This is a genomic window from Bacillus sp. 1A, from assembly GCF_052682215.1.
The window spans coordinates 3246291-3268723 of the sequence record NZ_JBQYLZ010000001.1 but is presented as its reverse complement, the minus strand read 5'-3'; the positions used below and the strand labels follow the sequence as shown (position 1 = coordinate 3268723).

The 22433-nt window shown below is 33.6% G+C and carries 30 protein-coding genes and 1 pseudogene; 2 read left to right on the top strand and 29 right to left on the bottom strand.

Features of this window, described 5'->3' with window-relative positions; translation table 11 throughout:
• Window positions 1-152: 152 nt before the first annotated feature.
• From ACUN0F_RS16675 to ACUN0F_RS16560, 24 genes and pseudogenes are all read right to left on the bottom strand, one after another.
• Entirely contained in the window at window positions 153-689 is a 537-nt protein-coding gene (locus ACUN0F_RS16675) for a SecY-interacting protein Syd (RefSeq protein ID WP_445539741.1), read from the bottom strand.
• Between the two features lie 26 nt (window positions 690-715).
• Window positions 716-1033 (bottom strand): DUF6572 domain-containing protein, encoded by a 318-nt coding sequence (locus tag ACUN0F_RS16670; RefSeq protein ID WP_445539740.1) that lies wholly within the window; start codon window positions 1031-1033, stop codon window positions 716-718.
• Between the two features lie 567 nt (window positions 1034-1600).
• Window positions 1601-2116: a SecY-interacting protein Syd gene (locus ACUN0F_RS16665; RefSeq protein WP_445540830.1), complete on the bottom strand. Its 516-nt coding sequence runs from the start codon at window positions 2114-2116 to the stop codon at window positions 1601-1603.
• Window positions 2117-2153: 37 nt separating this feature from the next.
• Entirely contained in the window at window positions 2154-2351 is a 198-nt protein-coding gene (locus tag ACUN0F_RS16660; protein ID WP_327973243.1) for a hypothetical protein, read from the bottom strand.
• Window positions 2352-2394: 43 nt separating this feature from the next.
• Entirely contained in the window at window positions 2395-3096 is a 702-nt protein-coding gene (locus tag ACUN0F_RS16655) for an SMI1/KNR4 family protein (protein WP_445539739.1), read from the bottom strand.
• A 32-nt stretch (window positions 3097-3128) separates the two neighbouring features.
• Complete coding sequence (locus tag ACUN0F_RS16650) at window positions 3129-3398, bottom strand: hypothetical protein (protein WP_445540829.1); 270 nt, start codon at window positions 3396-3398, stop codon at window positions 3129-3131.
• 104 nt (window positions 3399-3502) lie between these two features.
• On the bottom strand, window positions 3503-3757 hold the full coding sequence (locus tag ACUN0F_RS16645; protein WP_445539738.1) for a hypothetical protein: 255 nt from the start codon (window positions 3755-3757) through the stop codon (window positions 3503-3505).
• Between the two features lie 33 nt (window positions 3758-3790).
• Window positions 3791-3983: pseudogene (locus ACUN0F_RS16640) on the bottom strand (hypothetical protein).
• 243 nt (window positions 3984-4226) lie between these two features.
• Entirely contained in the window at window positions 4227-4697 is a 471-nt protein-coding gene (locus ACUN0F_RS16635; RefSeq protein ID WP_219919291.1) for a DUF6985 domain-containing protein, read from the bottom strand.
• Between the two features lie 14 nt (window positions 4698-4711).
• Window positions 4712-5461, bottom strand: coding sequence for an HNH endonuclease (locus ACUN0F_RS16630; RefSeq protein WP_445539737.1), 750 nt, complete (start codon window positions 5459-5461; stop codon window positions 4712-4714).
• A 274-nt stretch (window positions 5462-5735) separates the two neighbouring features.
• Window positions 5736-6227, bottom strand: coding sequence for an immunity protein YezG family protein (locus tag ACUN0F_RS16625; RefSeq protein WP_445539736.1), 492 nt, complete (start codon window positions 6225-6227; stop codon window positions 5736-5738).
• A 7-nt stretch (window positions 6228-6234) separates the two neighbouring features.
• Window positions 6235-6744, bottom strand: a complete 510-nt coding sequence (locus ACUN0F_RS16620; RefSeq protein ID WP_445540828.1) for a DNA/RNA non-specific endonuclease — start codon at window positions 6742-6744, stop codon at window positions 6235-6237.
• 75 nt (window positions 6745-6819) lie between these two features.
• The gene (locus ACUN0F_RS16615; RefSeq protein WP_445539735.1) at window positions 6820-8055 is read right to left on the bottom strand and encodes an IS110 family transposase; all 1236 of its coding nucleotides are present in this window, start codon (window positions 8053-8055) and stop codon (window positions 6820-6822) included.
• A gap of 156 nt (window positions 8056-8211) precedes the next feature.
• Window positions 8212-8997, bottom strand: coding sequence for a recombinase family protein (locus ACUN0F_RS16610; RefSeq protein WP_445540827.1), 786 nt, complete (start codon window positions 8995-8997; stop codon window positions 8212-8214).
• A 203-nt stretch (window positions 8998-9200) separates the two neighbouring features.
• Window positions 9201-9407: a hypothetical protein gene (locus tag ACUN0F_RS16605; RefSeq protein WP_445540826.1), complete on the bottom strand. Its 207-nt coding sequence runs from the start codon at window positions 9405-9407 to the stop codon at window positions 9201-9203.
• Window positions 9408-9601: 194 nt separating this feature from the next.
• Entirely contained in the window at window positions 9602-10090 is a 489-nt protein-coding gene (locus ACUN0F_RS16600; RefSeq protein ID WP_445539734.1) for an SMI1/KNR4 family protein, read from the bottom strand.
• The gene (locus tag ACUN0F_RS16595; protein ID WP_445539733.1) at window positions 10087-10860 is read right to left on the bottom strand and encodes an HNH endonuclease; all 774 of its coding nucleotides are present in this window, start codon (window positions 10858-10860) and stop codon (window positions 10087-10089) included. The genes ACUN0F_RS16600 and ACUN0F_RS16595 overlap by 4 nt, the downstream gene beginning before the upstream one ends.
• Before the next feature lie 658 nt (window positions 10861-11518).
• Window positions 11519-11974 (bottom strand): hypothetical protein, encoded by a 456-nt coding sequence (locus tag ACUN0F_RS16590; RefSeq protein WP_001113307.1) that lies wholly within the window; start codon window positions 11972-11974, stop codon window positions 11519-11521.
• A 16-nt stretch (window positions 11975-11990) separates the two neighbouring features.
• A complete protein-coding gene (locus tag ACUN0F_RS16585; RefSeq protein ID WP_000609923.1) occupies window positions 11991-12965 on the bottom strand; it encodes a hypothetical protein in 975 nt (324 codons plus the stop codon).
• A 17-nt stretch (window positions 12966-12982) separates the two neighbouring features.
• Window positions 12983-14851 carry an ADP-ribosyltransferase gene (locus tag ACUN0F_RS16580; RefSeq protein WP_445539732.1) on the bottom strand — a complete coding sequence of 623 codons (1869 nt, stop codon included), beginning with the start codon at window positions 14849-14851 and terminating at the stop codon, window positions 12983-12985.
• Window positions 14852-14883: 32 nt separating this feature from the next.
• Window positions 14884-15210 carry a hypothetical protein gene (locus ACUN0F_RS16575; RefSeq protein ID WP_048559976.1) on the bottom strand — a complete coding sequence of 109 codons (327 nt, stop codon included), beginning with the start codon at window positions 15208-15210 and terminating at the stop codon, window positions 14884-14886.
• Window positions 15210-15929, bottom strand: coding sequence for a DUF5081 family protein (locus ACUN0F_RS16570; protein ID WP_220779552.1), 720 nt, complete (start codon window positions 15927-15929; stop codon window positions 15210-15212). Before ACUN0F_RS16570 ends, ACUN0F_RS16575 begins: the two co-directional genes overlap by 1 nt.
• Window positions 15930-15951: 22 nt before the next feature.
• A complete protein-coding gene (locus ACUN0F_RS16565; RefSeq protein WP_000014540.1) occupies window positions 15952-16257 on the bottom strand; it encodes a WXG100 family type VII secretion target in 306 nt (101 codons plus the stop codon).
• A gap of 26 nt (window positions 16258-16283) precedes the next feature.
• On the bottom strand, window positions 16284-16706 hold the full coding sequence (locus ACUN0F_RS16560; RefSeq protein WP_445539731.1) for a hypothetical protein: 423 nt from the start codon (window positions 16704-16706) through the stop codon (window positions 16284-16286).
• A gap of 366 nt (window positions 16707-17072) precedes the next feature.
• Here ACUN0F_RS16560 and ACUN0F_RS16555 point away from each other — a divergent pair, with 366 nt between their 5' ends.
• The gene (locus ACUN0F_RS16555; RefSeq protein WP_445539730.1) at window positions 17073-18155 is read left to right on the top strand and encodes an S-layer homology domain-containing protein; all 1083 of its coding nucleotides are present in this window, start codon (window positions 17073-17075) and stop codon (window positions 18153-18155) included.
• Window positions 18156-18307: 152 nt separating this feature from the next.
• Here the strand turns inward: ACUN0F_RS16555 and ACUN0F_RS16550 are convergent, their stop codons facing one another.
• On the bottom strand, window positions 18308-18757 hold the full coding sequence (locus ACUN0F_RS16550; RefSeq protein WP_445539729.1) for a VOC family protein: 450 nt from the start codon (window positions 18755-18757) through the stop codon (window positions 18308-18310).
• Window positions 18758-19122: 365 nt separating this feature from the next.
• On the opposite strand from ACUN0F_RS16550, the gene ACUN0F_RS16545 reads away from it, so the two are divergent.
• On the top strand, window positions 19123-19533 hold the full coding sequence (locus tag ACUN0F_RS16545) for a DUF4279 domain-containing protein (RefSeq protein ID WP_264461035.1): 411 nt from the start codon (window positions 19123-19125) through the stop codon (window positions 19531-19533).
• A 101-nt stretch (window positions 19534-19634) separates the two neighbouring features.
• Here ACUN0F_RS16545 and ACUN0F_RS16540 read toward each other — a convergent pair whose 3' ends face one another.
• The 4 genes from ACUN0F_RS16540 to phaZ form a co-directional block, all read right to left on the bottom strand.
• A complete protein-coding gene (locus ACUN0F_RS16540) occupies window positions 19635-19835 on the bottom strand; it encodes an NETI motif-containing protein (protein WP_000166305.1) in 201 nt (66 codons plus the stop codon).
• The gene (locus ACUN0F_RS16535; RefSeq protein WP_445539728.1) at window positions 19819-21015 is read right to left on the bottom strand and encodes an MFS transporter; all 1197 of its coding nucleotides are present in this window, start codon (window positions 21013-21015) and stop codon (window positions 19819-19821) included. Before ACUN0F_RS16535 ends, ACUN0F_RS16540 begins: the two co-directional genes overlap by 17 nt.
• A 113-nt stretch (window positions 21016-21128) precedes the next feature.
• Entirely contained in the window at window positions 21129-21362 is a 234-nt protein-coding gene (locus ACUN0F_RS16530; protein WP_000546484.1) for a hypothetical protein, read from the bottom strand.
• Between the two features lie 66 nt (window positions 21363-21428).
• Window positions 21429-22340 carry an intracellular short-chain-length polyhydroxyalkanoate depolymerase gene (phaZ, locus tag ACUN0F_RS16525; protein ID WP_142954112.1) on the bottom strand — a complete coding sequence of 304 codons (912 nt, stop codon included), beginning with the start codon at window positions 22338-22340 and terminating at the stop codon, window positions 21429-21431.
• Window positions 22341-22433 lie beyond the last annotated feature (93 nt).

The following is a 22433-nucleotide window of genomic DNA, read 5'->3' as shown; positions in this document are numbered from 1 at the left end:
ACATAAATACTAAATCTCCCCAGCAACTTGATCTAAATTATGTAAGACTGTTTGAGTTTTCATTCGCTTCTTTAAGTGTTAACCCTTGTTCAAATAGCTTATCAATTTTATCTCTTAACGCTCTTTTTCTTGCTGTCTGTTGGTATGCATTTCTATTTTTTATACCTAAATTTCAATTGTAAAATGAGGTTTTCTAAGCTATTAGTTATTTTTTTATACTCATTTAATTCAAAATCCTCAACTAAAATTTCACCTGTATTGTTGTCTAGCACTATTAACATCCCATTTGATTCATAACCAATTGGGATATACTTAAAAATATCATTTTTAGATTCCGCATAGTCTTTGACAAGTGAAATAAAATAATCTGGTTCAATCCCTGGAATAACAGGATGCAAATTAATATTATAAGAAGAAATCCATCCTGTTAATTCTAAAAACCAATACGAAGTGAAATACTGCTTCAACGAATCATGTAACTGAACGTTGTATTGACTTTCAATTTCATCAAAGGAAAATTCCACTCCCTTCTCCATTGGTTTCCAACAAATATATCCATTTTCGTCTTCTTCACCCAAATATATAAATTCATCTACATCTTCATTCCATGCTATTTGCGGTAATGAGTTGTTGTACTCCATCCATTTATCTATAAATCTTCCGAAATAGTCTTTCATAACCTCTTTCATATTAGAAATCACTCCTCAATAAAGAATTATTCTTCTGGTAAGTGAATACCGATGAAAATGTCAGTATTACTTAGCTGACTGGAAACTACATCCAGAAATTTCAATCCATTTTCCGAAACACTATGTTGGAAATGTATATCAATTATTTTTTTCTCAAAGTTGTCTCCGTAATCTTTAAAGTACTGCTTATCTTCAATATATATTAAGTAATTATTAATTTTTTCTTGTAGTACATCTAGATGCATTTCTTCATATTCCCAGTCTAGATAGTCTATTATTAACAACTTTAGGTTTTTACCTTCTACTCCAATTGCATCTATCTGATCCAAATCTATAACTGCCATATTTTCTCCTATCCTATATATGTCTATTGCAATAATCTACAATGTACTCATATATATTTTTTTCTTCATTAGGATCATAAAGATCTGTCTGTTGAGATTAGGTAGTTTCTACATTTTCAAATCCTGATATGATGTTATCTATCGTTTCTATTAATTGAATTGAATTTAAATTATTTATATAGTCTAAATAATCCCCTAATAAAATTATAACATGCCTATGTATAAAAAAAGCACTTGTTGCCTTTCGTAGACAATCAAGTGCATTAATTTCATATGTTTTTTAAATAGCATAAATTTTGTAGGTCTTAGCTTGATCTTAATCATATCTTTCTATAAAATACTGCAGTCCAATTGTATCTAACACTCGGTCTACACTTCATATCAGACATTTTTTCATATAAAGTGAAACTTTAATCAGTGGGGGTTTTCTTCATCCCCCACTGATTATTAGTTGAACCAATCGGACTTTTATGGGCAGTTGATCCCCCACCTAACTTCTTTGCTTTCGCTAAATTTTGAGGTGGGGGTCTTACTGCCCATTAAAGCGGGATAAATGTTCTTAATATATTATTTTTGTAACTTTAAATTAGAAATTAACTCATCTAGACTATCCGAAAGCGCTTCAAACGAACCTCGTTCAAAATTCTCCAATTCAACCTTACCACTTACATTATCTAACACAACTATCAAACCGTTCCCTTCTACACCTATTGGAGTCTTATCAACCTTATTATGATTGTTTTTATACCCTTCTAAATTACTTTCGAAGGAATCCAATTCAATATTTGGTAATACAGGTTCTAACCTAATATAATGATTATCAATAAATCCATCTAAATCAGCAAACCAATAAGAATTAAAATAATCATCAATTGAAGTGTGCAATTTAATTTCAAATTTTTCCTCAATCGTCGTTAAATCATTCTTATTATTTTTTCCAATAGGTTTCCATGAAATTTCTTCATCATCATCCATTTCACCTATATATATAAATGAATCCACTTCTTCGTTATATGGCGTTTTAAATAAAAAATCTAACCCTTTATCAAAATATTCTTTTCTTAAATTAAAATATTTGCTCATAGCATCCTTCATTACCAAAATAATCACCCTTACTTTTTTAATAGTTCAGCATATTTTGGTCATTCCCCCAAATTCCTGCGCTTTTCTCAGCATTATGAATCCCTCCTAAACCTGGATGTAGCTTTGAGGGTACATCCACAGCTTGACCTTCACCAACAATGTGATGATGTAATAAAGTGTCATTATATAATTCTTTTAAATCATATTGGGGGAAATGTTTTCTAAACCTAAAAATCTCTTTAAGTTTATAGACTTTGTATCAAAATTTTAAAAACCTTTTATTCAAAACCGATAACAATCCATTCATCTACAAAATTCCAAAAGCGAACATTATATTTAGGCTGGCTCTTAGCTGACCAAAAAGTAGCATTGTTATTCTTACAATTTTCATAATCTATAGCTATGTAGCTCCCCATACCATTACTAAAGAATCCAAAAGATGTTTTTAAATTAATCCTTATAGGTTCTTCCAATTCATCTATAATCCCCCACTCTAAGTCATCATCCCCAAAGTAAGTTATAGCTTCTAATGGCATCAATCCCATTGATTCACTTGTGTAATCATAAAATCCATTATGAACATTTTCGTAAAAGTCCCTAATAGATTCAGGGATTTCTCTCCATGAAGATTCTAATTCCTCATTATTAAAACTATCTTTAGGATTTCTTCCTTCATAATATAAATCTTCTCCACCTTGATTTTTTATTGTATACAAGCTTGAATAGGTGTCCTCATTTACCATCAGTTCAATATCCTCAAGGTATTCTGATAAGTAAGCAATAGTATTAGATAAATTATTATCTACATATTTTTTCCATATACTTAAAATTTTCTTGATTCTCTTTTCTCTATCATGTTCACTAAATACTTCCACCCATAAATCAGGAATTAAAGATAAGTTTATATTCTTAAATTCATTTGCATTAATCAATTGAATATCTTCATTATACTCTCTTAATATATCTAACTTAGAACTCATTTTTTTCCCATCCTTTTTAATATTATTTTATATTATTCTTTGTTAAAATCACCAATTTGTTTTTGCAATATTCTTTCAAGTTGTTTTTCTCTTGTAATCATCTTGCTCCTAAAGTCAGAACTAACTTCTATCTCATCTGGTGTTCCCTTTTTATAATGTGTCCATTCTTCATACGATTTAGATTGCTTTGAAGTGTTTGCAGATTTACTTAATCCTGTAAAGTTTTCTGGGTTCTTTAATACTTCTAACTGTTGTTTTTCTTTTAAATTACCAAAACCATCCATACTTGCAATTCTGTCCATAGACACAATATGATCAGCTTCTAGTGAACCTATAAAAGTTTTTCCAGGAAGAGCTTGATCTTCCGTTTCTATCTTTTTATTGTGGCCTTTATTTACTTGTTTTCTTATTTTTGCTGTCGGTGTTTTTTTAATGCTTCATATTCTTCATCTGTAATCTTTCTCTCACCGTACCTAGGAGGAATTCTACTTTCATCCGTTCCCTTAGTTTCACTCTTAGCAACAGAAAATAACGCTCCAAGTGTTTTTCTTTCTCCTACATTCCCAACACCAGCTGCCAAAGGTTCAGGGAATACATTCGGGATATAAATATTTTTAATCTTCTCTCCGACATTCTTCATACTATTCGGCAACTTATTCATGAATGCCGTTACTTCTTCCAACTTACCAACTATTTATAAAGTTAAAGCATACCAATCAATTAAAAAAGCACTTGTTGCCTTTAATTGACAATCAAGTGCTTTAAGTTCATGTGTTTTTAAGTAGCATTAAATTTGTAAGTTTTATGGCGACAGTATGACACCTTTGATATGTCGTGACAACTACTACGTTAAAAATTACGAGTTTGTACGAGTTCGTTAGTTTTATGTCCATTCCATGTCTTTGTATTCGTCGCACAGTAAAATGTCATCTCGCCTAAGCTCGTATTTCGTTTTCTATTCTAGAATTGCACATAGTACTCCATGATGGTACAACCATCATGGAGTGCGTACTTCAAAATGACCTTTTCTTTTTTTGTACACTTCAACTATACCTTAATTCAATCAGCCCATATATTCCGAATGACTAAAAAAACAATTTTATTGTCTCTATAAAAATAGGCTCCAAAGTTTAAAGTACAACGTCCTGATAACCTACCTCAGTTACTTCACCTTTCACAAGACAAAGGCCTAATCCATTTTCCATATCCCATGTACAGTCAAACGTAAGTCCGATATCAAGAAAGTCGATAAGGTCATTATCTGGAACAAAAATTCCAGCTAAGGTTATTTTTTCGAGAATTTGAGTAACTGTTTCTATTAAAGGATAATTTTCGTTAGATTCAACATCGTAACCAAGTTCATATCTTTTTTGTTTATAATAATCTAATATAGGCTCCAAAATACTTTGTTGTAATTGTTGCCATCTTTCTATTAAAAAATTATATGCCATATATTGTTCTTCCTCAAACTGACCATCATCTTCTCCCCTAACTATTAACGCCACCTTAACTTCGTTCCCAAAAAACTCAATGTTTTTATATCCAATCCAATCATAATTATTAAACTCAAGTTCGCCAAAAATTGCATCATTTATTTTCATTATATATATCTCCTTTATTGTTTACTAGCAAATCCATTTGGCATAAACGCTCCTGCATTGATTTCACCTACTCCACCAAGATGTCCAAATTTGCTGTTGATCTCTGTTGGTACAAGTTGCACTATCTTTACATCATTCAATTCATGCCAAGTTAACTTATTTGCACGTCGATATTTCTCTATTTGTTTCCATGTAATTCCACCAGATTCCATCCCAAACTTACGTGCTAATTCAGGAGAATTATTCAATTGCTCAGCCAATTTTTCATCAGCTTGAGTAAAATTAAGACGTCTTGCTGCTGATCCATATCCAGCAGTGCCACCTACCATGTAATTGATTTCTACCTGCGCCTTTGATACTGGCGAAAAATCAGGAACTCCATTTTTATATTGAATACCTTTAATCCCAGCTTCATCTAATATACGTTTCAATATAGGGTCTGGTGGTGGTTTAAGCGTACTTAAAGATTCTCCTCTGATTCCTTCAAATTCAACCTTCGAATTAACTGGTGAAGGTGTCTGATTATACCTTGCTTCATAAGAACTAGCAAAATCAGTTTGTCTAAAAGCAGGTGGAACTTCAGCCTCTCTATTACCCGTACCCTTAACCCCACCACTCTCCAAATTCGAGATCCTACTCTGAATACTCGCCTTTGAGGCATCATGGGCTTCTTGGAATTTCCCGCTATAGTTCGTTCCAGATCTAACGACACTTCCATCTGGCAGTATTTCTACACCTTTAGCGAATGGTGTTACGGAGTCCACAACTTTTGCTAGTTTAATTTCAATTATATAATACTAGTAATTTCTTTTTTCCCTAATTCATAAAAATAATTTTTATACATTCAAAGCATACCTATCTATAAAAAAAACACTTGTTGCCTTTAGTCGACAATCAAGTGCTTTAAGTTCATCTGTTTTATAAGTAACATTAATCCGTCACTATTCTTTTTTCAATAGTCCAACTAAAGTTAGTTGATTTGGATATTTTACATATTTACTCGCTAATAATGCATTCCTTAATTTAACAGAGAATATTTTAAGATTTATTTTGCTCTTCATATTCTTTCATCTCTTCGAATTTTCTTCGTTCATTTTCATTACTCGGTTTCTTCCCTAAATATTTATATTCAAAATAATCCACTCGGTCATTCGGTCCAAAAGTAGATTGATACCATTTAGTATACCCATAATGAATTTTTAATTTCCCCTCAGATGTCACAATCATGTCAAAAGAATACCAAGGTTCCTGATTATTTTTTATAAATATTTCCTGTAACTCTACACTTAAATGAAATAATTCATCATATTTCTTATCATATTCTTTTTCACTCACATTAAATACATCTGGTATATCATGGGAATATATATATTCATCCGATCTATCTGGGGTATTGAAAAAGAATAATACCCCACCCTCTTGGTTATGAATCTCTGCATTAAAACAAAAGATATCCCATTCTACGGGAATTGTATCATTTATTTTTTGAGCTATATTTTGATAGATTTTATTTAATTCTAATTCGAACACTTTTACATCACCCTCCTGTTTTATTTAATATTTCACGTATTACCTTACGTTGACCTTCAATTTGATATTTTATTTTAAATAAGTTCGGTCTTAGCGATGAACCTAAGTATACTGGTTCCATCTTTACTGACACTTTTTTAGGAGGCTTTCCACCTAACGCATTAGCCCACTCTTGCTCCATATTATACCACTCTCCACCAGAGCGATTAATTTGTCTATTTTGAGCAATCAAATTATCTATATCTCCAGAACCATGGAATTGAGTTCCTATCAAGTGGCCACCATCATCATCAGGTAACCTATCTTCACGGCCTGCTGCCACTTGCATTCCTTTGTTTCGTTTTCCTTTTTGAAGTATTAATTCTCCTGCCTCAACATCTACTATTCTACCAAGCTCATCTGTTGTATATTTATAACCATCCTCGGTAACATAACGCACGTTTGGTGCCAGTTCTTTTCTTCCATTTTTCCCTTTAATAATGTGCTTCCCAAGGTCCCCCTCTTGTATTTCCGTTATCTTAGGAGGATTACCCGTACCCTATGTTGTAATCTTAAACCCTCACAATAAAAAAGCAAACCATGTAAAACCTTATTAAACTACTTCTTTTTCTTCCACTACCGGCAATTCATAAGCTGTTTTATATTTCATCATGCCATATACAATGTTTACAAGCCTTCTCATAATACATACCAATGCTTGTCCTTTTGTTTTTCCCTCTTTAAGTTTCTTTTGATAATATGCATGAAACACTGGGTTTCTGGGTAACTTACTTCCTTTCGCTACTTGCACTTGCTGTACAGCTAAATTATAAAATAAAGCGTGTAGCGCCCTGTTTCCTTGTTTGCTTTTATGCACCTTACCTTTCCCACCAGAACCAAAGTAAACAGGCGCAATCCCCGCAAATCGTGCTAATTTGTTGGCATTTGGAAATCGTCTTACATCTCCAATTTCTGCAATTAATGCTGATGCCGTCACAAGTTCTATTCCCGGCATCGTTTCTAATTGATAATCTAGTAGTTTTACTAGCTGTTTTAATTCTCTCTCGATGTATTTCATTTCTGTCTTTTTAAACTCAATATCCCGTACAATACTTCTTACTAAAAAATCTCGTGTTTCTTGATATTCCTTCATTGTATGTCCATCTTCTTTTACAAGTTTTAATATTTCGCTTGCTTTCTTTACTGAACATGTATTATTGCTAACATCTAATAAAAAAGCTGTTAATTGCTTTATATTTGCCCCCTCTAAACAAGAGGGTGACGGATATTGCTGCCAAAACGCTAATGCTGTTTTTCCATCTAACTCTGAGAAAAACTTTTTATAACTTGGATAATGGTGATTTAATTGAATATGTAATTGGTTCTTTAATGCACTTTGTGCTTTTACTAATGCATTCCTTCTTGAAACCAATTGTTGTATCGACCAAAATAAATCGTTTGGCTTTGCATCTGGCAATTGATTAAATTTGTTTACCAATATGCGTGCCACGCATTCCGCATCCCAACTATCACTTTTTTGTGTCGTCACATGGCTTTTCCGCTCTAAAAATGATAAAGCTGGATTTACTTCTTTCACTACTTGTTCATGATCTACTAAATATTTCGCTAACGCTCTTCCATAACCACCAACATCCTCTAAACCAAATACAACTGATACCCCAGCACTCACATATGTCTCTACTTCTAATAAAAACTTCGAAAATGCAGATGGTTTATTCTCAAATTGTATTTCTCCTAGTTTCTCTTGCCAACAATTAATAATAACAGCCGTATGATGCTCCTTATGTAAATCTACTCCTACATACAAATAGTTCTGCCTATTATGCATAACTCATCCCTCTATTCAATGATTTAGTCATATATAAAAATGTCGGCAACCTTAGTTCGAGCGTTCATCTTCCGATGCGCATAGGTACGCAAGCCTATCCATTTTCCATAACTCTAGTAGTATGTATAGTAAAATGAGCTAATTTTTTAAGTGAGTTTATAAAATAATTGCTGCATGTTGTCCTTTTGTTTGTATTTCCCCGTATTTATACATGCCGCGATAAAAATTCTCTCTATCTAACATGCGTTTCACTTGTACTTTCGTAAATTGTTTACCTTTCGCTGTGCAGTAGCCTTCTACATTCAATTGTTCTGCCAATTGCGTAAGTGACCAATTTTTAAAAATGTGTCTTAACTCAAATAGTCTACATACAACTACTGCTTTCCCAGCATCTACTTCTAACACCTTTTGTCCTTTTTTGGCCTTGTAGCCAAAAAGTACGCCACCACCTGCATACCCACCTCGTTCAGCCTTCTTTTTTCTACCTCTGCTTAACTTTAATGCAATTTCAAGTCTTTGATATTGGTCTAATAGTTCTAACATGCCATTCACCAAAAAGTCATTTGGATCATGTGTGTAAATACTATAGCTTGATTGTTCAATTGCCTTCACATCTACTTCATGTTTCTTTAGTTCTCGTTGTATTAATACTTTCGCCATATCAGAGCGCCACAATCGTGATGTATTCAACACAACAACATAGCTTACTTGTTTATACGCCATATCGGACAATAGCTCTTGTAGTCCATCACGTTCAACTGTTAATCCCTCTTCATCAACAGTCGCTCCGCTTAATCCTCTATCTTCATACACACGAAGTAGTTCTAAATTATTTTCGTTACAGTAACGTTCAATCTCTTCTACTTGATACGCTAAACTATACCCATCACGTACTTGCCCTTCCATTGAAACTCGTATGTAACCAAACACTTTCTTTTCCATCATAAATTCCCTCCCGTTACAGTAATTTGAGTCCCTGTAATGTTAACCCGTTTTTTTGCAGATAACGTGTTGGTAACGTAAATCCGTTAAAACGTACTTTACGATGACTTCAAAAAATAATACAACCCTTTATTTTTTCTTCTACTCTCGTTATACACTGTACAAAGCCATTACAATCTATAAAAATTTAATACTTCGTGCACTTATAAAATTATAATGTGTCTACCTATTTCTATCCTAAAACGCAAAAAAGCACTTGTTGCCTTTAGTTGACAATCAAGTGCTTTAAGTTCATATATTTTTAAGTAGCGTAAATTTGTAAGTTTTATAGTAACAGTATGACACCTTTTGTACATCATGACAAATACTATATTAAAACTTACGAGTTTGTACGAGTTCGTTAGTTTAATATACATTCCATGTGTTTATATTTATCGCCCGGTAAAATGTTATCTCGCCTAAGCTCGTACTTTGTTTTCTATTCTATCATTGCACATAATACTCTATGATGGTACAACCATCATGGAGTATCTATTTTCAAACACCCTATTATTTTTTCTATCCACTTCACATAAAATTTATTTTTCATTCATCATTATATTTTTTAATTGTGTAATTTACTTAAAAAATCAGTAAATGTATCTGCAATGTAAAATACATTTTCTCTTGCGATTTTCTCTGCTTCTTCTGCCGTAATCCCTTCACTTTCCATCAGCGCTTCCTTTTCCCATGCATCTTCATGTTCCCAAAAAACAACAATTGGATTTTCTTCATGATTTTTATAATCAAAGCAAATTAAATTTCCTGCTGGGTCAAATGCAAATGGAATTAATTCTTTAGGTAATGTATCACTAAAGTCATTATATACTTCAACTATATATTCGTCACTATTTTCATCAAAAGATAATAAAGTCCCAAAAACTCTTTCATGATTATTCACATTAAATATTTCTGGTTCCACATTAGCACCATTATTCACAGCTACACATTTTATATAATCGTTTGGAAATTTAACACCTATTTCATTACCAATTTCCCCTACAAAATCTTCACTTACAGTTGCATCAGCAAATTGCCACTCTACTTTTCTCATCTAATTCCATCTCCCCATAATTTATTTCCACCTAAGTGATTTACTTTATGTACTTTTGAAATAACTAATTGCATCTTGCCAGGGACTTGATGGTGATGCCAAGTTAATCCTTTTATTCTTGCCTTACCAGCATTTATTTGAGCTAATTGATCTGGAGAAAACAATTCTTTTGGAATCTTGCCTGAATCAATCGCTTCTTTTAATTTCCTTGTACATTCCTTAAATTGTGCCTCATCTGGACTAATATGTAAATTCTTATCTAGTCTCATTGTAAATTTAACATCGTCCCCTTTAAATATTGGGAATCCTAAAATATCAAAATCTACTCCTTTTTTCACATGTGTTCCTCCTGCTAAAGGCTTATTTAATATATTATTTTTCGTTTTAGTATTCAAATATGTTTCTGTTAGTTCTACAACTTCTTTAAACTCTTCAACACTATCATCCCCAAATTCTTTGATGGTAGTATCATCTACTTGTTTTAAGAAATCTTCAACACTATCATATCCCTTAGGCACAATTGATCTATTAATCAAGTTTCCGTCTTTATCGTAATTATTTTTAATTACTTCGTCAATTTCAGATCTATGAACAGGATTACCCGTATCCTTAACCCCACCACTCTCCAAATTCGAAGTTCTACTCTGAATACTCGCCTTTGAGGCATCATGGGCTTCTTGGAATTTCCCGCCATAGTTCGTTCCAGTTCTAGCGACACTTCCATCTGGCAGTATTTCTACACCTTTAACGAATGGGGTTACGGAGTCCACACCTTTTGCTAATGTACTTTCAATTATATAATACTAGTAATTTTTGTTAGCCTGAATTCATAAAAAATAATTTCTAAAAATCTATAGCATGTCTATCTATTAAAAAGGCACTCGTTGCCTTTCGTAGACAATCAAGTGCTTTAAATTCATCTGTTTTAAGTAGCATTAAATTTGTAAATTTTGTAGTAACAGTATTATGACACCTTTTTATATGGTAACAAGTAATACATTAATACTTACGAGTTCATTATTATTGTGTCCTTTCCATGTCTTTTCAATAAAATATCATCTCGCCTAATTCTCACGCTTTTCTTTCTAATACAGTTGTAAAAATAAAAAATTCAATAGCCACTACGTTCTCCTAACGTTGCCATTGAATTCCTTTACTAAGCATGTACCTTTGTCAGCGTCCAAGTAACCAATAAAATAGGCACATTTCTCAATTTATTTTTCTATTATCACCCCTCCCAAATCCAAAACATTTTTATTATTTCGAATTCAGGAGGTGAAAAGTTTAAATGCATTTGTAGTAACACATGGTGTTATTAAAATTGCACGTGGCCAAAAATAGCACATTCTAGATGGTTATGCAATCTTGATATTAACTTATAAGAAAATCTTGATCGGATTCAAGGGTGAAGGCATACAATCCTTAGGTCTATCTATAATATTTGATACACCTTTCTTGAAAAGGAATTCTATCATCAAGCAACACCTCTTCTTGCAGGATTTTTGTTATATTCTCTATTTTCCCAATGAATAATGCGTAAAAGTCGCCCGAATTTGGATATAAAAACAGACCATATCCCTTTGGTGACAGTATTTTGTTGGCCATCTTGATCTTATCGGGTAAAAATTCATAATTAAATGCTTCTAATCTCTCAAGTTCTTCTTGTGTTGCTAATTCAATTTGGTGGGCAAATTCGTAATCAAGAATAAAATTGACAATTTCTTGGTATTGCTCACCTTTATAGTCAACGTATAAAAACTGTTTCGTTGTCAATCCATATTTTAATAGGTCTTCATGTAAGTCATAACCTCCTTGTTCCTTCAAAAATGTTTCCAAATCCTTGCTATCAGGAAATATAATCTGCGCTATCCCTTGATCAGGCATCTTAGCTTCCTCCCTTTTATTGAAATAATTCTCCATGCTTGTTAGGAATATATTCTGGGTAGTTTTTACGATAAAATTGATCGATCATCTGAAGCACGGGATCCCACTCAGGGTATGGCTCACGTTCTCTAAATACCATTTTTGCTTCTGGAGTATTCATCAGAAAATTATCGAATTGAGTAGGTACTGGCAACCCTAGTTGTTTCCTTACATGGATCAAGAATAAGATTTCAAAAGGATAAAATCCGTATCCGAAATCGCCAAATTCACCTAGCTGTCCGATTTCAGAAGCTAATGCAGAATGATACTGTGACATTATCGAAATTAGATGTTCTATTTCTTCTAAATCACCAGTCGACCAACGTTCCAGCACTTCATCATAAATATTCAGGTCTTCAGGGATTGAGCCGCATCGCAGTTCAGCTTCCTTAAACTTATTTTTCACAGCTAGATGCAATTTTTTATTCGTTCCCATGATGGTTTTATTTCTATACTGCAAGTACAGCTCTAGCAAAAACCAAATATGTCTATCCTCTTCATTGGCATCTATTAAATGTTCACCGAAGTGATGAGTCATAAAATCATATAATATATTTTCTTCTTTCTCCCATCCATACATTGCAAAATGAACTAATGTGAGGACGACTTCTCTAAACGTATATCCCAAGATCATTCCTGGATACCTGCTTGTATAGAGATCCTGTCCCATGCACTGGTAAAATAAAACCTTCTGCATGTTCTTTAATCCTTCTGCATTGTTTCCACCGCTGATCAATACATCGTTTTTCCATAATGACAAGTGATATGAGGAAATTTTGCTTAGATTTATTAATAGTATGTGATCTTTCTCTGTTTCATTTTGCTCAACGATTTTCTCAATCTTTCTTCTACTGACATTATATTTATCTTTCACATCTTCAAATTTGATTCCATCCACAAAATTTTTGCTATATTTTTTAAAAGCCATTTCTAACTTTTTTTGGTTTATCATTGTATCCTCCCTATGAATTAATCTATTTCCTTCCATTCCTTTACCTGTAACTCATCAACGCCGAATCCAATATCAGTGATCTTGATATCTGTTTCAACTCTAATAAAATCGAATTTTAGACCAGGATTCTCCTCCATCAGTTCCTCTAAGTTATCTTTAAAACTGTCATACCTAGGATCTTTGCTGTTAACCATGCCTTGGAAATACTTATCTCCGCCCTTTTTCTGTTTATTCGAGTAACTAAAACTAGCGGAATCTGATGCCTTTGATTCAATAATAGTTAACTTTGGCGGCGGCCCTTTCGATAGGAATGCTGCATCTATACCATTTCTCCCCACTTGGAACAGATCGGAAACATCTTTACCTAAATCACTGTCTCTAGCTACGATTTTTGTCACTTCTTCCCCAAAATCACCTTTATCATGAGAAAAATATTTAGAATTATCGATTTTTCTTTCATACTCCTTTGCAACCTTCAAGTCATAATGATCACTAATAACATCTTTCGTATCCAACTTGTTGGCCAATTTATTTTTTTCTCGCGTTAATCTTTTGACTTCTTTGTCATTTTCCTCTATTTTCAATCTATTTATTTCTTTATCTAACTCTTTAATTTCTTTTGAGATATTGTCTGAAATGTTACTGCCATAACCAACTTTACCCGTAGCCTTAACCCCACCACTCTCCAAATTCGAGATCCTACTCTGAATACTCGCCTTCGAGGCATCATGGGCTTCTTGGAATTTCCCGCTATAATTCGTTCCAGTTCTAGCGACACTTCCATCTGGCATTATTTCTACACCTTTAAAGATTGGGGATACGGAGTCCGCACCTTTTGCTACTAGACCTTTAATGAAGTAGTCCGCATCATTAATCTTATCTACGGTTTTCCAACCTTGTATTTTTAAATTTTTTAATAGATTATTTTCCTTAAGCGATTGTACCACATTTTTACCCAAATTTGGATTAAAACCAGGCATTCCTTCTTTGAATTTTAATAATTTCGCTAAATCAGCTAATTCACTCGTGCCTTTGAATGCTTTTACTCCTTTTCCTACTGCTCCAACAACTGGGATGGCATCTAATCCGCCAAAAATGATGTTTCCTACCCGCTCTTCTTGGCTCAATTTCCTATGTGTTCCCCAGTCTTCCCCGTCAATACCGCTTTTTATTTGTACAGCGCCGTATACAACTGCGGCAGCGGTTCCGAGTGGCGGGCAAAGGATTGTTGTGATGATGATTCCTAGGCCTATTCCTATGTCTCGCACCATTTCTAGTTTTTTCTGTTCATCTTCTATCGATTTGTATTCAAACCCTCGTGTGGATGGGACTACTTTCTTATATTCTTCATAATTTAGTTTTGCATCTGGATTTTGTTTTTTTAGTTCTTTGTATTCTTCTTTAAGTACGTTATCAAATGCAGGTGAATCTTTAAAAATATCTTCTACTGTTATTTTATCTTTTTTTGTTTTGATTGTTTGTGGTACGCTTCCGTATCCTGCGTGCGCATCTGGTAATACTGTCGTTGTTGTGGAGCCAATTCGGTTATCTGTTTTGAAACTGAGAATAGATGTATCTCTCATTTTTTGAGCAAATTTATCCATTTCTACTAAAAAAGGTTTATCTATATGTTCAGAGACCAATCGCCCTGCTTCTCCGCAATATTTTTGTAATGTCGAATAGCTATCAAGTAATTCTCCTATTTTTTGCGATTGATCTTTTGGGTTAAAATGTATACTGCCATCTGAGTCTAAATCTCGTATTCTTCCATCAATTTTTTTCAATAATTCATTTGCGCGCTGTAATTTTATGAGTGCATCTTTTGTAATTCTATTCATACCATCCCCCATGTTTTGCCATGGTTCAGGTCTATATTTCACATCCATTTCGTTTTCATCCCCCAGCCGTATGGTGATTTCTACAACTTACTTAATATTTCACGTAATTGTTCGTCCTTTTCAAGCATTTCTACACATGCGTCCCTTACAAGTGTCGCCGACCTAGAATAGTGTTCAGCAAATTCAAGTGTTTTGTGCAATATATCAGGATATTTTTCAATTACTCTCATCGCTTCACCTTTTTGATAAAAATCACTGCTTAATAAACTCTCAATATTCGTTCCAATGACGTCTACATGGATTTTATATATATCTTCTAATTTCATTACTATATCAAGTAGTTCTTGAAAATTAACTAATACTTCTTCTCCACCACCAGAACCACCATCTCCCATTGATACTTGCATTATTCAATACCTCCTAACGAAAATTGTCTCGGGTCAATTAATTTTTTATACGGCATTTTTAACACGTCATACAATTTCTTATTTACCGCATAGAGACTCACCCAGTCATACCGATTACGTTCTACATCAATTTGAACGAAATCTTCTCCTTCAGTGAAATATAAGAAACATTCCCATTTTCCTCCTCTGTTACTCCGAGGCCTCGTATATGTTTCTATCGCTATAACATCTTTATTTGATAAATCTTTTTCCTCAAATGTTTGTTGTTCTTCTTCTGTCATTCTCTTTGAGAAAAATGTATCTTCTATGTCCCTTGGTTCTCTCAATAAGAAAGGGATGCGTGTTAATAAGGAAAAATATACGTCTGGCTTTGGTATGTAGTCGATCTCGTATTTTTTATTTGGCTCTATTTCCGTTAATACAGCCACTCGGTCTTTATCCTCTTTTAAAAAGCCAATTAATACATTATTCATTCTCGTGTATTCATGACAATTTTCATATTCTTTTAATAGCTCAATCATTTGAAAAGCGGCAGGGGTAATTCCATTTTCACTTGTAAGTAAGCCCTTTTCTTTTAAACTCGTAGTTGCTTTCGTGACACATTCTTCATCAAGTAAAATAATTACGTCACGGTTTGGCAATCCAAATATATCCGTAACCCCAGCTGCACCTGCGAGAACATATAATTCAGCAGGTGCAAAAATCATTTCTTTCCCCATTCTTTTATCCCTCATTTCTCCATCACAATTTTTTTATCGCCCTTACTTCCGATATATCGCCATACGTTTGAATACTTTTCTCTAACTCTTTCAAAGCTTTCGTATGTCCTTCAAATGCCTCTACCATTTCTGAGTTATATTGAATGATTAAATCAAGATAACTTAAAAAGGCATCTCTCGTTTTTCCATTCCATTTCGCACATGTAACGTACGCTTTTAAGTTTTTCGCTTGATTTAAAGAATCTTTCATGCCGTTCTCTATGTTTTGTGCGTAAGAAATGGCACTTGCAGTGTTACTTCCTATAATTTCAACCTCTTTACCACTCATATTAGTTCCCTCCATTCTTTGTATACTTAATGGATAAGTTTTTCAATTTCCTTTTTCTTTTCTTCAAAAGCTCTGGTCGCTGCAGCGTATGCTGACGCTTTCTCCGCTTCTGCTTTCGCTTTATATTCCAAATACTTTGCATAAGCTGTACCTATCGCAGATCCAACATTGCTTAATTCACTTTTAAAATAGGATAGTACTGTATTTAAGTCTTCATCCTTCTCATGACGTTTTTGTTCAAATTCCACTGCTGGAATTTTATTTGCTTCTAAGCCATTACTTTTACTCTCATAATCTCTCTTCGCTGATTCAGCCTCTTGAATGTATTGCTTTAACTCTCTTTGTTGATCTTTTAAATAATCATGTAATGTATCATACTGATCTCGTTTCCTCGCGCTTTCTGTAAAACCGGATGCATTTAAAAAAGCATTGTACAATTCATCTAACATCTTTCTCCCCCTTTAGCACAATAACTATGTAGTTAAATTCGTATATTTAAACATGAATATTCATTACATTGAGAATTTATAAATAATTATTTTTGCATATTGCTATTTTATCAAAGGGGTTTTAACATTTCCATATTTTATAAAAAGGTTTCGCATTTTTCTTCAATTAAATAGCAATGAATATTTATTATCTAAAAATTGTAGTTTCATATAGATTATTGAAATTTTATCCACATTAAGGAAATGAATAACAAATAACCATCATTTACATGTTATAATTGCGATGTATACATTTAATTGTATTAGATGTATATGTGTAATACGTATATTTAATAAAGTTAAATTAAACTGGGGAGGCTTTCGCAAATGGGCAAGAAAACAAGCAAAGCTAAAAAAATTTTCGGATTCGTAATCACCGCAGCACTAGCAACTACAACGATGGTAGGCACAGCAAACGCACAAACAACTACGAATAACTATAAGGTAGCTAGCAATGCGACCACTGTATTTACAGATGTACCAAAGGACCACTGGTCAAAAGATGCTATTGATTACTTAGCAGCAGCAGGACTTTTTAACGGATATGGAAATGGAAAATTTGGTTTTGGGGATAATATTACTAGAGGCCAGGTAACTTCTTTAATCGCTCGTTATTTAGGTTTAACAGCAAACAATGAACAGAGCAATATGTTTAACGATATTAAAAATCATATGTTTGAAAAGGATATTAAAGCTATTGTACAGGCTGGAATTATGACAGGTGATGGAACAGGTGCTTTTCGTCCAGATGATGCATTAACTCGTTATGAAATGGCAGTAGTATTACAAAAGGCATTTCAATTACAATCAAAAGGACAAAATAACTTTAAAGATGTACCTCAAGATCATTGGGCTTATAAATTTGTAAATACGCTACGTAGTAACCGAATATCCTACGGTGATGAGGCAGGTAATTACAATGGCAACATGCTTGTGAAACGTGAGGAGTATGCACAATTTTTATATAATGCAATAGCAAAAAACAGAGATTATAATTTCAACATCAATACAAAAGAAGAAATGAAACAAATGTTAACAACAGCTTTACAGGATGGGACGTTTGGTCCATTTAAATTAAATGCATTGGGTAAAGATATATCTGAGGTAAAAAAAGAATTTGGAGTACCTGATGTTTGGAAGCAAGCACCATGTACAGAATGTGATGCACCTAATACAGCAGTATACGGAGATTATAATATTGACATGTACCCTTCGGACGCTAGATATATATGGGTAAAAATGGATATCACTATCGATGAATTAAAAGAGTGGTTTGGTGAACCAGATGGAATCGGAGAGGATATGACTAGTAAAGGCTTTATATATAATCGAGGAAGCTATTCTCTTTATTTCAGCTTCTCTGATGGTTATATTCAACGCGCTGAAATATCTAAAAGTGAACATCATTAATACGTTACAAGCAATATAAAATATATAAAGCATAAAAAAATCCTTCAAGAACGTGCCTTTTCTTGAGGGATTTTATTTTATTTTGTTCCTATCTATTTAACATAATACAAAGCTGTAAAACTCCTACTAATTAAAGTTTCACTTTATTTTTCTTAGTGCTCCGCATCCCATTCACTTAAATACGTTGCGTATTCTAATTCATCTGGATCATCATATAACATAGAAATAAACTCTAATTTATTTCCATCACAATCTAGAAAATATACGCTTGCAGCTGGCATCCACCTTTGGACAATCGGCTCTTGGTTTCCTTTCCCTTGACTCCCTACTACCTCTATTCCACGTTTCTCTAACCACAATTTGGAAGCCTTTAAAAACTCTAAATCTACACGAAAAGCGAAGTGTTTCGTCTCAAACTCTTCATTCGTATGTACTTCCCATAATCCGAGCATTTGCTCTTTACTTTCTCCTACCCAAAAGAACGCAACTCGTCTTTCCGATAATTTTTTTGCTACTGTTAAGCCTAACTTATTTTGATAGAAATCTACCGCCTTTTCTAAATTCCTTATATGTAAATGAGTTTCATATATGCTTTGTATCATTATATATTTCTCCCTCCCCTACATTCTGATTTTTTAAAATATGTTTTGTTTTTATCATACAAATTAATATATTTTTAAGCATCCTACTTTTGTATAATTCTTCTTTCCTACAAATGTATAGGTATCCAGCTTTAACTAATGTCCCAACGCTGGAATTCAATACAATGAAACTAGTGAGATTTTATTCCCCCACACTAATCATACTTTTATGGAAAGTTTGCTCTCACCTACTTTCCTCCCATTAGAAGTTTTACTACCCACAAATAGCAGGATAAAAATTCTATTTACATTCATAAATTTTTATAATGTAATAAGATTAACATCTTAATAATAGAGGAGGAGCCATTCTGGATAAAACCAAAGTTATGGCTTATTTTAGTGCAACGGGTAATATATTCCCTGTTGAAGCAATTACCGACGCCCTAAGTATCGAGCCTACAAGAACTTATAAAAAAGGTGATGTTGTTGCAAAACGTGATAATCCGAATCTTGTATCCACCAAAACCCTATATAGAAAAGAAACTAATTGGACTTTCAGCACCGGCTATCAAGAATCATACGATATAAATAATCAGTTGCAAGTTATTCTAAAATCCCTTGAAGGAAAAACAGAGCAATTAAAACATCTCAAGAAGAAGTATGGTTTACAGTTTCTTTTTATGATAGTGATTCAAGTGGAGAATAACGAATCACCGGCAATGTATTTACAAAAAAACATTATTGACTTTGCTAGTTTCATTCAAGCAGAAATTCATTTTGATCTATATATTTCCTAAAAACAAAAACGCTATTGATATTGGAATCAATAGCGTTTTCTTATGTGACTTTATGTTTTATCTTGTTTGTACCCAAAAGCAAATTCTTTTTATATAACGTATTACTTCAATTTCCCCTCAAAGACAATCTTTCTACCGCACGGTTCAACTTCTGTTTTGCCGTTTTTCTTCACTTCATGAAAGATTGGTTCTTCCATACGACGAGACGGTGCATAGCCTTCTTGTTCCATACGTGCTAAGCAGTCTGTAATTGTTTCGTTTTCGAGTACTTCAAATTTCTTTTTATTAGGTTGTTTTGTCATGCCCTAACCTACTTTCTATTTTTCTTGATGCGAATTGATTCTTCATGTAGACCATATAGACCATTGCGAGAATTCCCATTATAATCATAACCGCAATAAAAAAGCTTGTATACTGTATTTTTTCTATAAATACGCCTCCTAATACAGGTCCCATAATACTTCCTAAACTAAAGGCGATTCCAGATAATATATTACCTGCTGGTAGTAAATGTCTCGGTAATAAATCTGTCATAAATCCAAGACCTAATGAGAAGCACGATCCAATGACCATACCCGCTAACAGCATACAGGCAAAGACGATCCAGTAATATTGATCAAATACTGCTGCAAGTAGGAAAATACCTGTACTTACGCTGAACGTCCACGTTAAAATACGATCTCTTCCATATTTATCACTTAATATACCGAGTGGCATTTGTGTAATAATGCCCCCAACTGCAAACGCTGGTAATAAGAAGGATACATCTGAAACAGACCATCCTTTACGAAGCGCGTATACTGGCAAGTTACTATTTAACATTGCTTCCAGTACGCCGTATGCAAGTGGTCCTAGTAATGCAATCCAACCTAATCCAACAACTTGTTTATAACGAGAAAATGATGATTCACTCTCCACTTCTCTTTCATCTTGCGCCGGGAATGCATTTTTCGTTGGAAGTAATAATAGCCAACCTATTAAGCAAAGTATGGTAGATATAATAAATGGTGTTGCAAGACCGTACTGCACAGTGCTTGCTAAATACGGGCCAACGGCAAAACCAATTCCGAAGAATACACCGTATATCGATACTTGTCTCCCTATTTTACTCGGGTCTGATGTTGTCGTAATCCATGTTTGTGTTCCGACATGAAGCATATGATCTCCGACTCCAACTAGAAATCTAAGAATAAACCATACCCAAAATGAAAAAGTTTGTGTAAAAAAGAATAATGAAATAATAACGAGAAACCCACCAATAACGATAATTGGCTTCATTCCAAACTTTTGCATCGGTTTTTCAAGAAACGGTGAAATAACTAATATCCCAATGTATAATGCCGTCGCATGAATACCGTTAATACTTGAACTAACCCCTTCTTGTTCAAAAATCATTGCAATGGCCGGTAAAAGCATCCCTTGTGACAAACCCGAGATTGCTACAATTCCAACCATAATCCAAAAAGTAAAACGCATCGACATCCTTTTCCCTCTCCTTCTCACGCTTTCCACTTTTCATTATAAACTGTTTCTCCAAATGCGTGTACGAATATTATGAATAAAAAAGAAGCTAAAAGAATGAACCTTTTAGCTTCTTATCCTTCCCATACTTGCGCTTTCACATTGTTATGGAATTGCTTGAAATACGGATGTTTATAAAAAGCAGTTTCATACACGTATTGCTGTGCATGAGCAATTGGTGGCTGCGGGTATTGCATTTGTAAAGGAACTACAGCTGGTGAAACTTGCATATACATCGGAGCTATCATTATTTTTGTATATAAGTGATGATTATATGGTGAATGCGCAATTAAGAACGGATGATGCATGGATAATCTCCCCTTTTACCTACAATGTTATAGTATATGCAATACTTATCATTTTGGGGATTCTTTCTATTCTAACCAATCCTCAACATGTTTTATAAATACATCTAAACAATCAATAAACGGCGAATGACCGCAATCCTCTAACACTTTCAACTCTGCATTCGGCAAATGTTTTGCTAATTCCTCACCGACTACTTGCGGTACGACGTAATCTCTGTCACCTTGTATGACAAGTGTCGGAGCTTTAATATAATGAATTTGCTTATTTCCCTCTACAACCCCGTTATGTTCATCCGAAATGTTAAATGTAATGAGTGCATAATTCACATCTACGAAATTACGTTGCGTTAACATATCGTCTAAATACTTTTCGTAACGATCCGGTTCCGGTTGATTATGTGTATATATTAATAGATTCCATACTGTACGGTAATATAATTTATTCATATTTTTTATCGCATCTAGCACTGGAGCGATTTGTACGGGATCTTGTGCGATTTCTTCTTTCGTTTTTAATAAACTCGTTACGATTGGTTGCCCATTAATATCTTTTTTAAAAATCGGATAACCTTTCATCCCTACTGATTCTACTAAAATTAATTTTTCGACAAACGTTGGATGATTCGCTGTAAATTGCATCGCAACACCACCGCCCATTGACCAGCCCATTAATGAAAATTTCTCTAGTTTTAATTGATCAATAAATAGTTTTACATCAACCGCAAAGTCTTGTAATGAATCTATCGATTGATTATATGTTGATTGGCCAAATCCTCTTAAATCAAGAGCGTAAATATGGTATTGATCTTGCAACTTTTCAATAACTAAATCCCAGTGTTGTGACGATGTCATGTTCCCGTGAATGAGTACAAGAATTTCTGTATTTTGCCTTCCAACTTCCTGATACGCAATCGTTTCTCCGTTCGATAGTGAAACAAACTCCATTGTTGCAGGCTTAATCATCACAAGTTCCCCCATTCTATTTAATAGAAAGAAAATTCTTTACTTACTTAAAGAATAACATACAGAATGTATGTTCTCAACATAAAGCCTATACGAAATTTTTACATA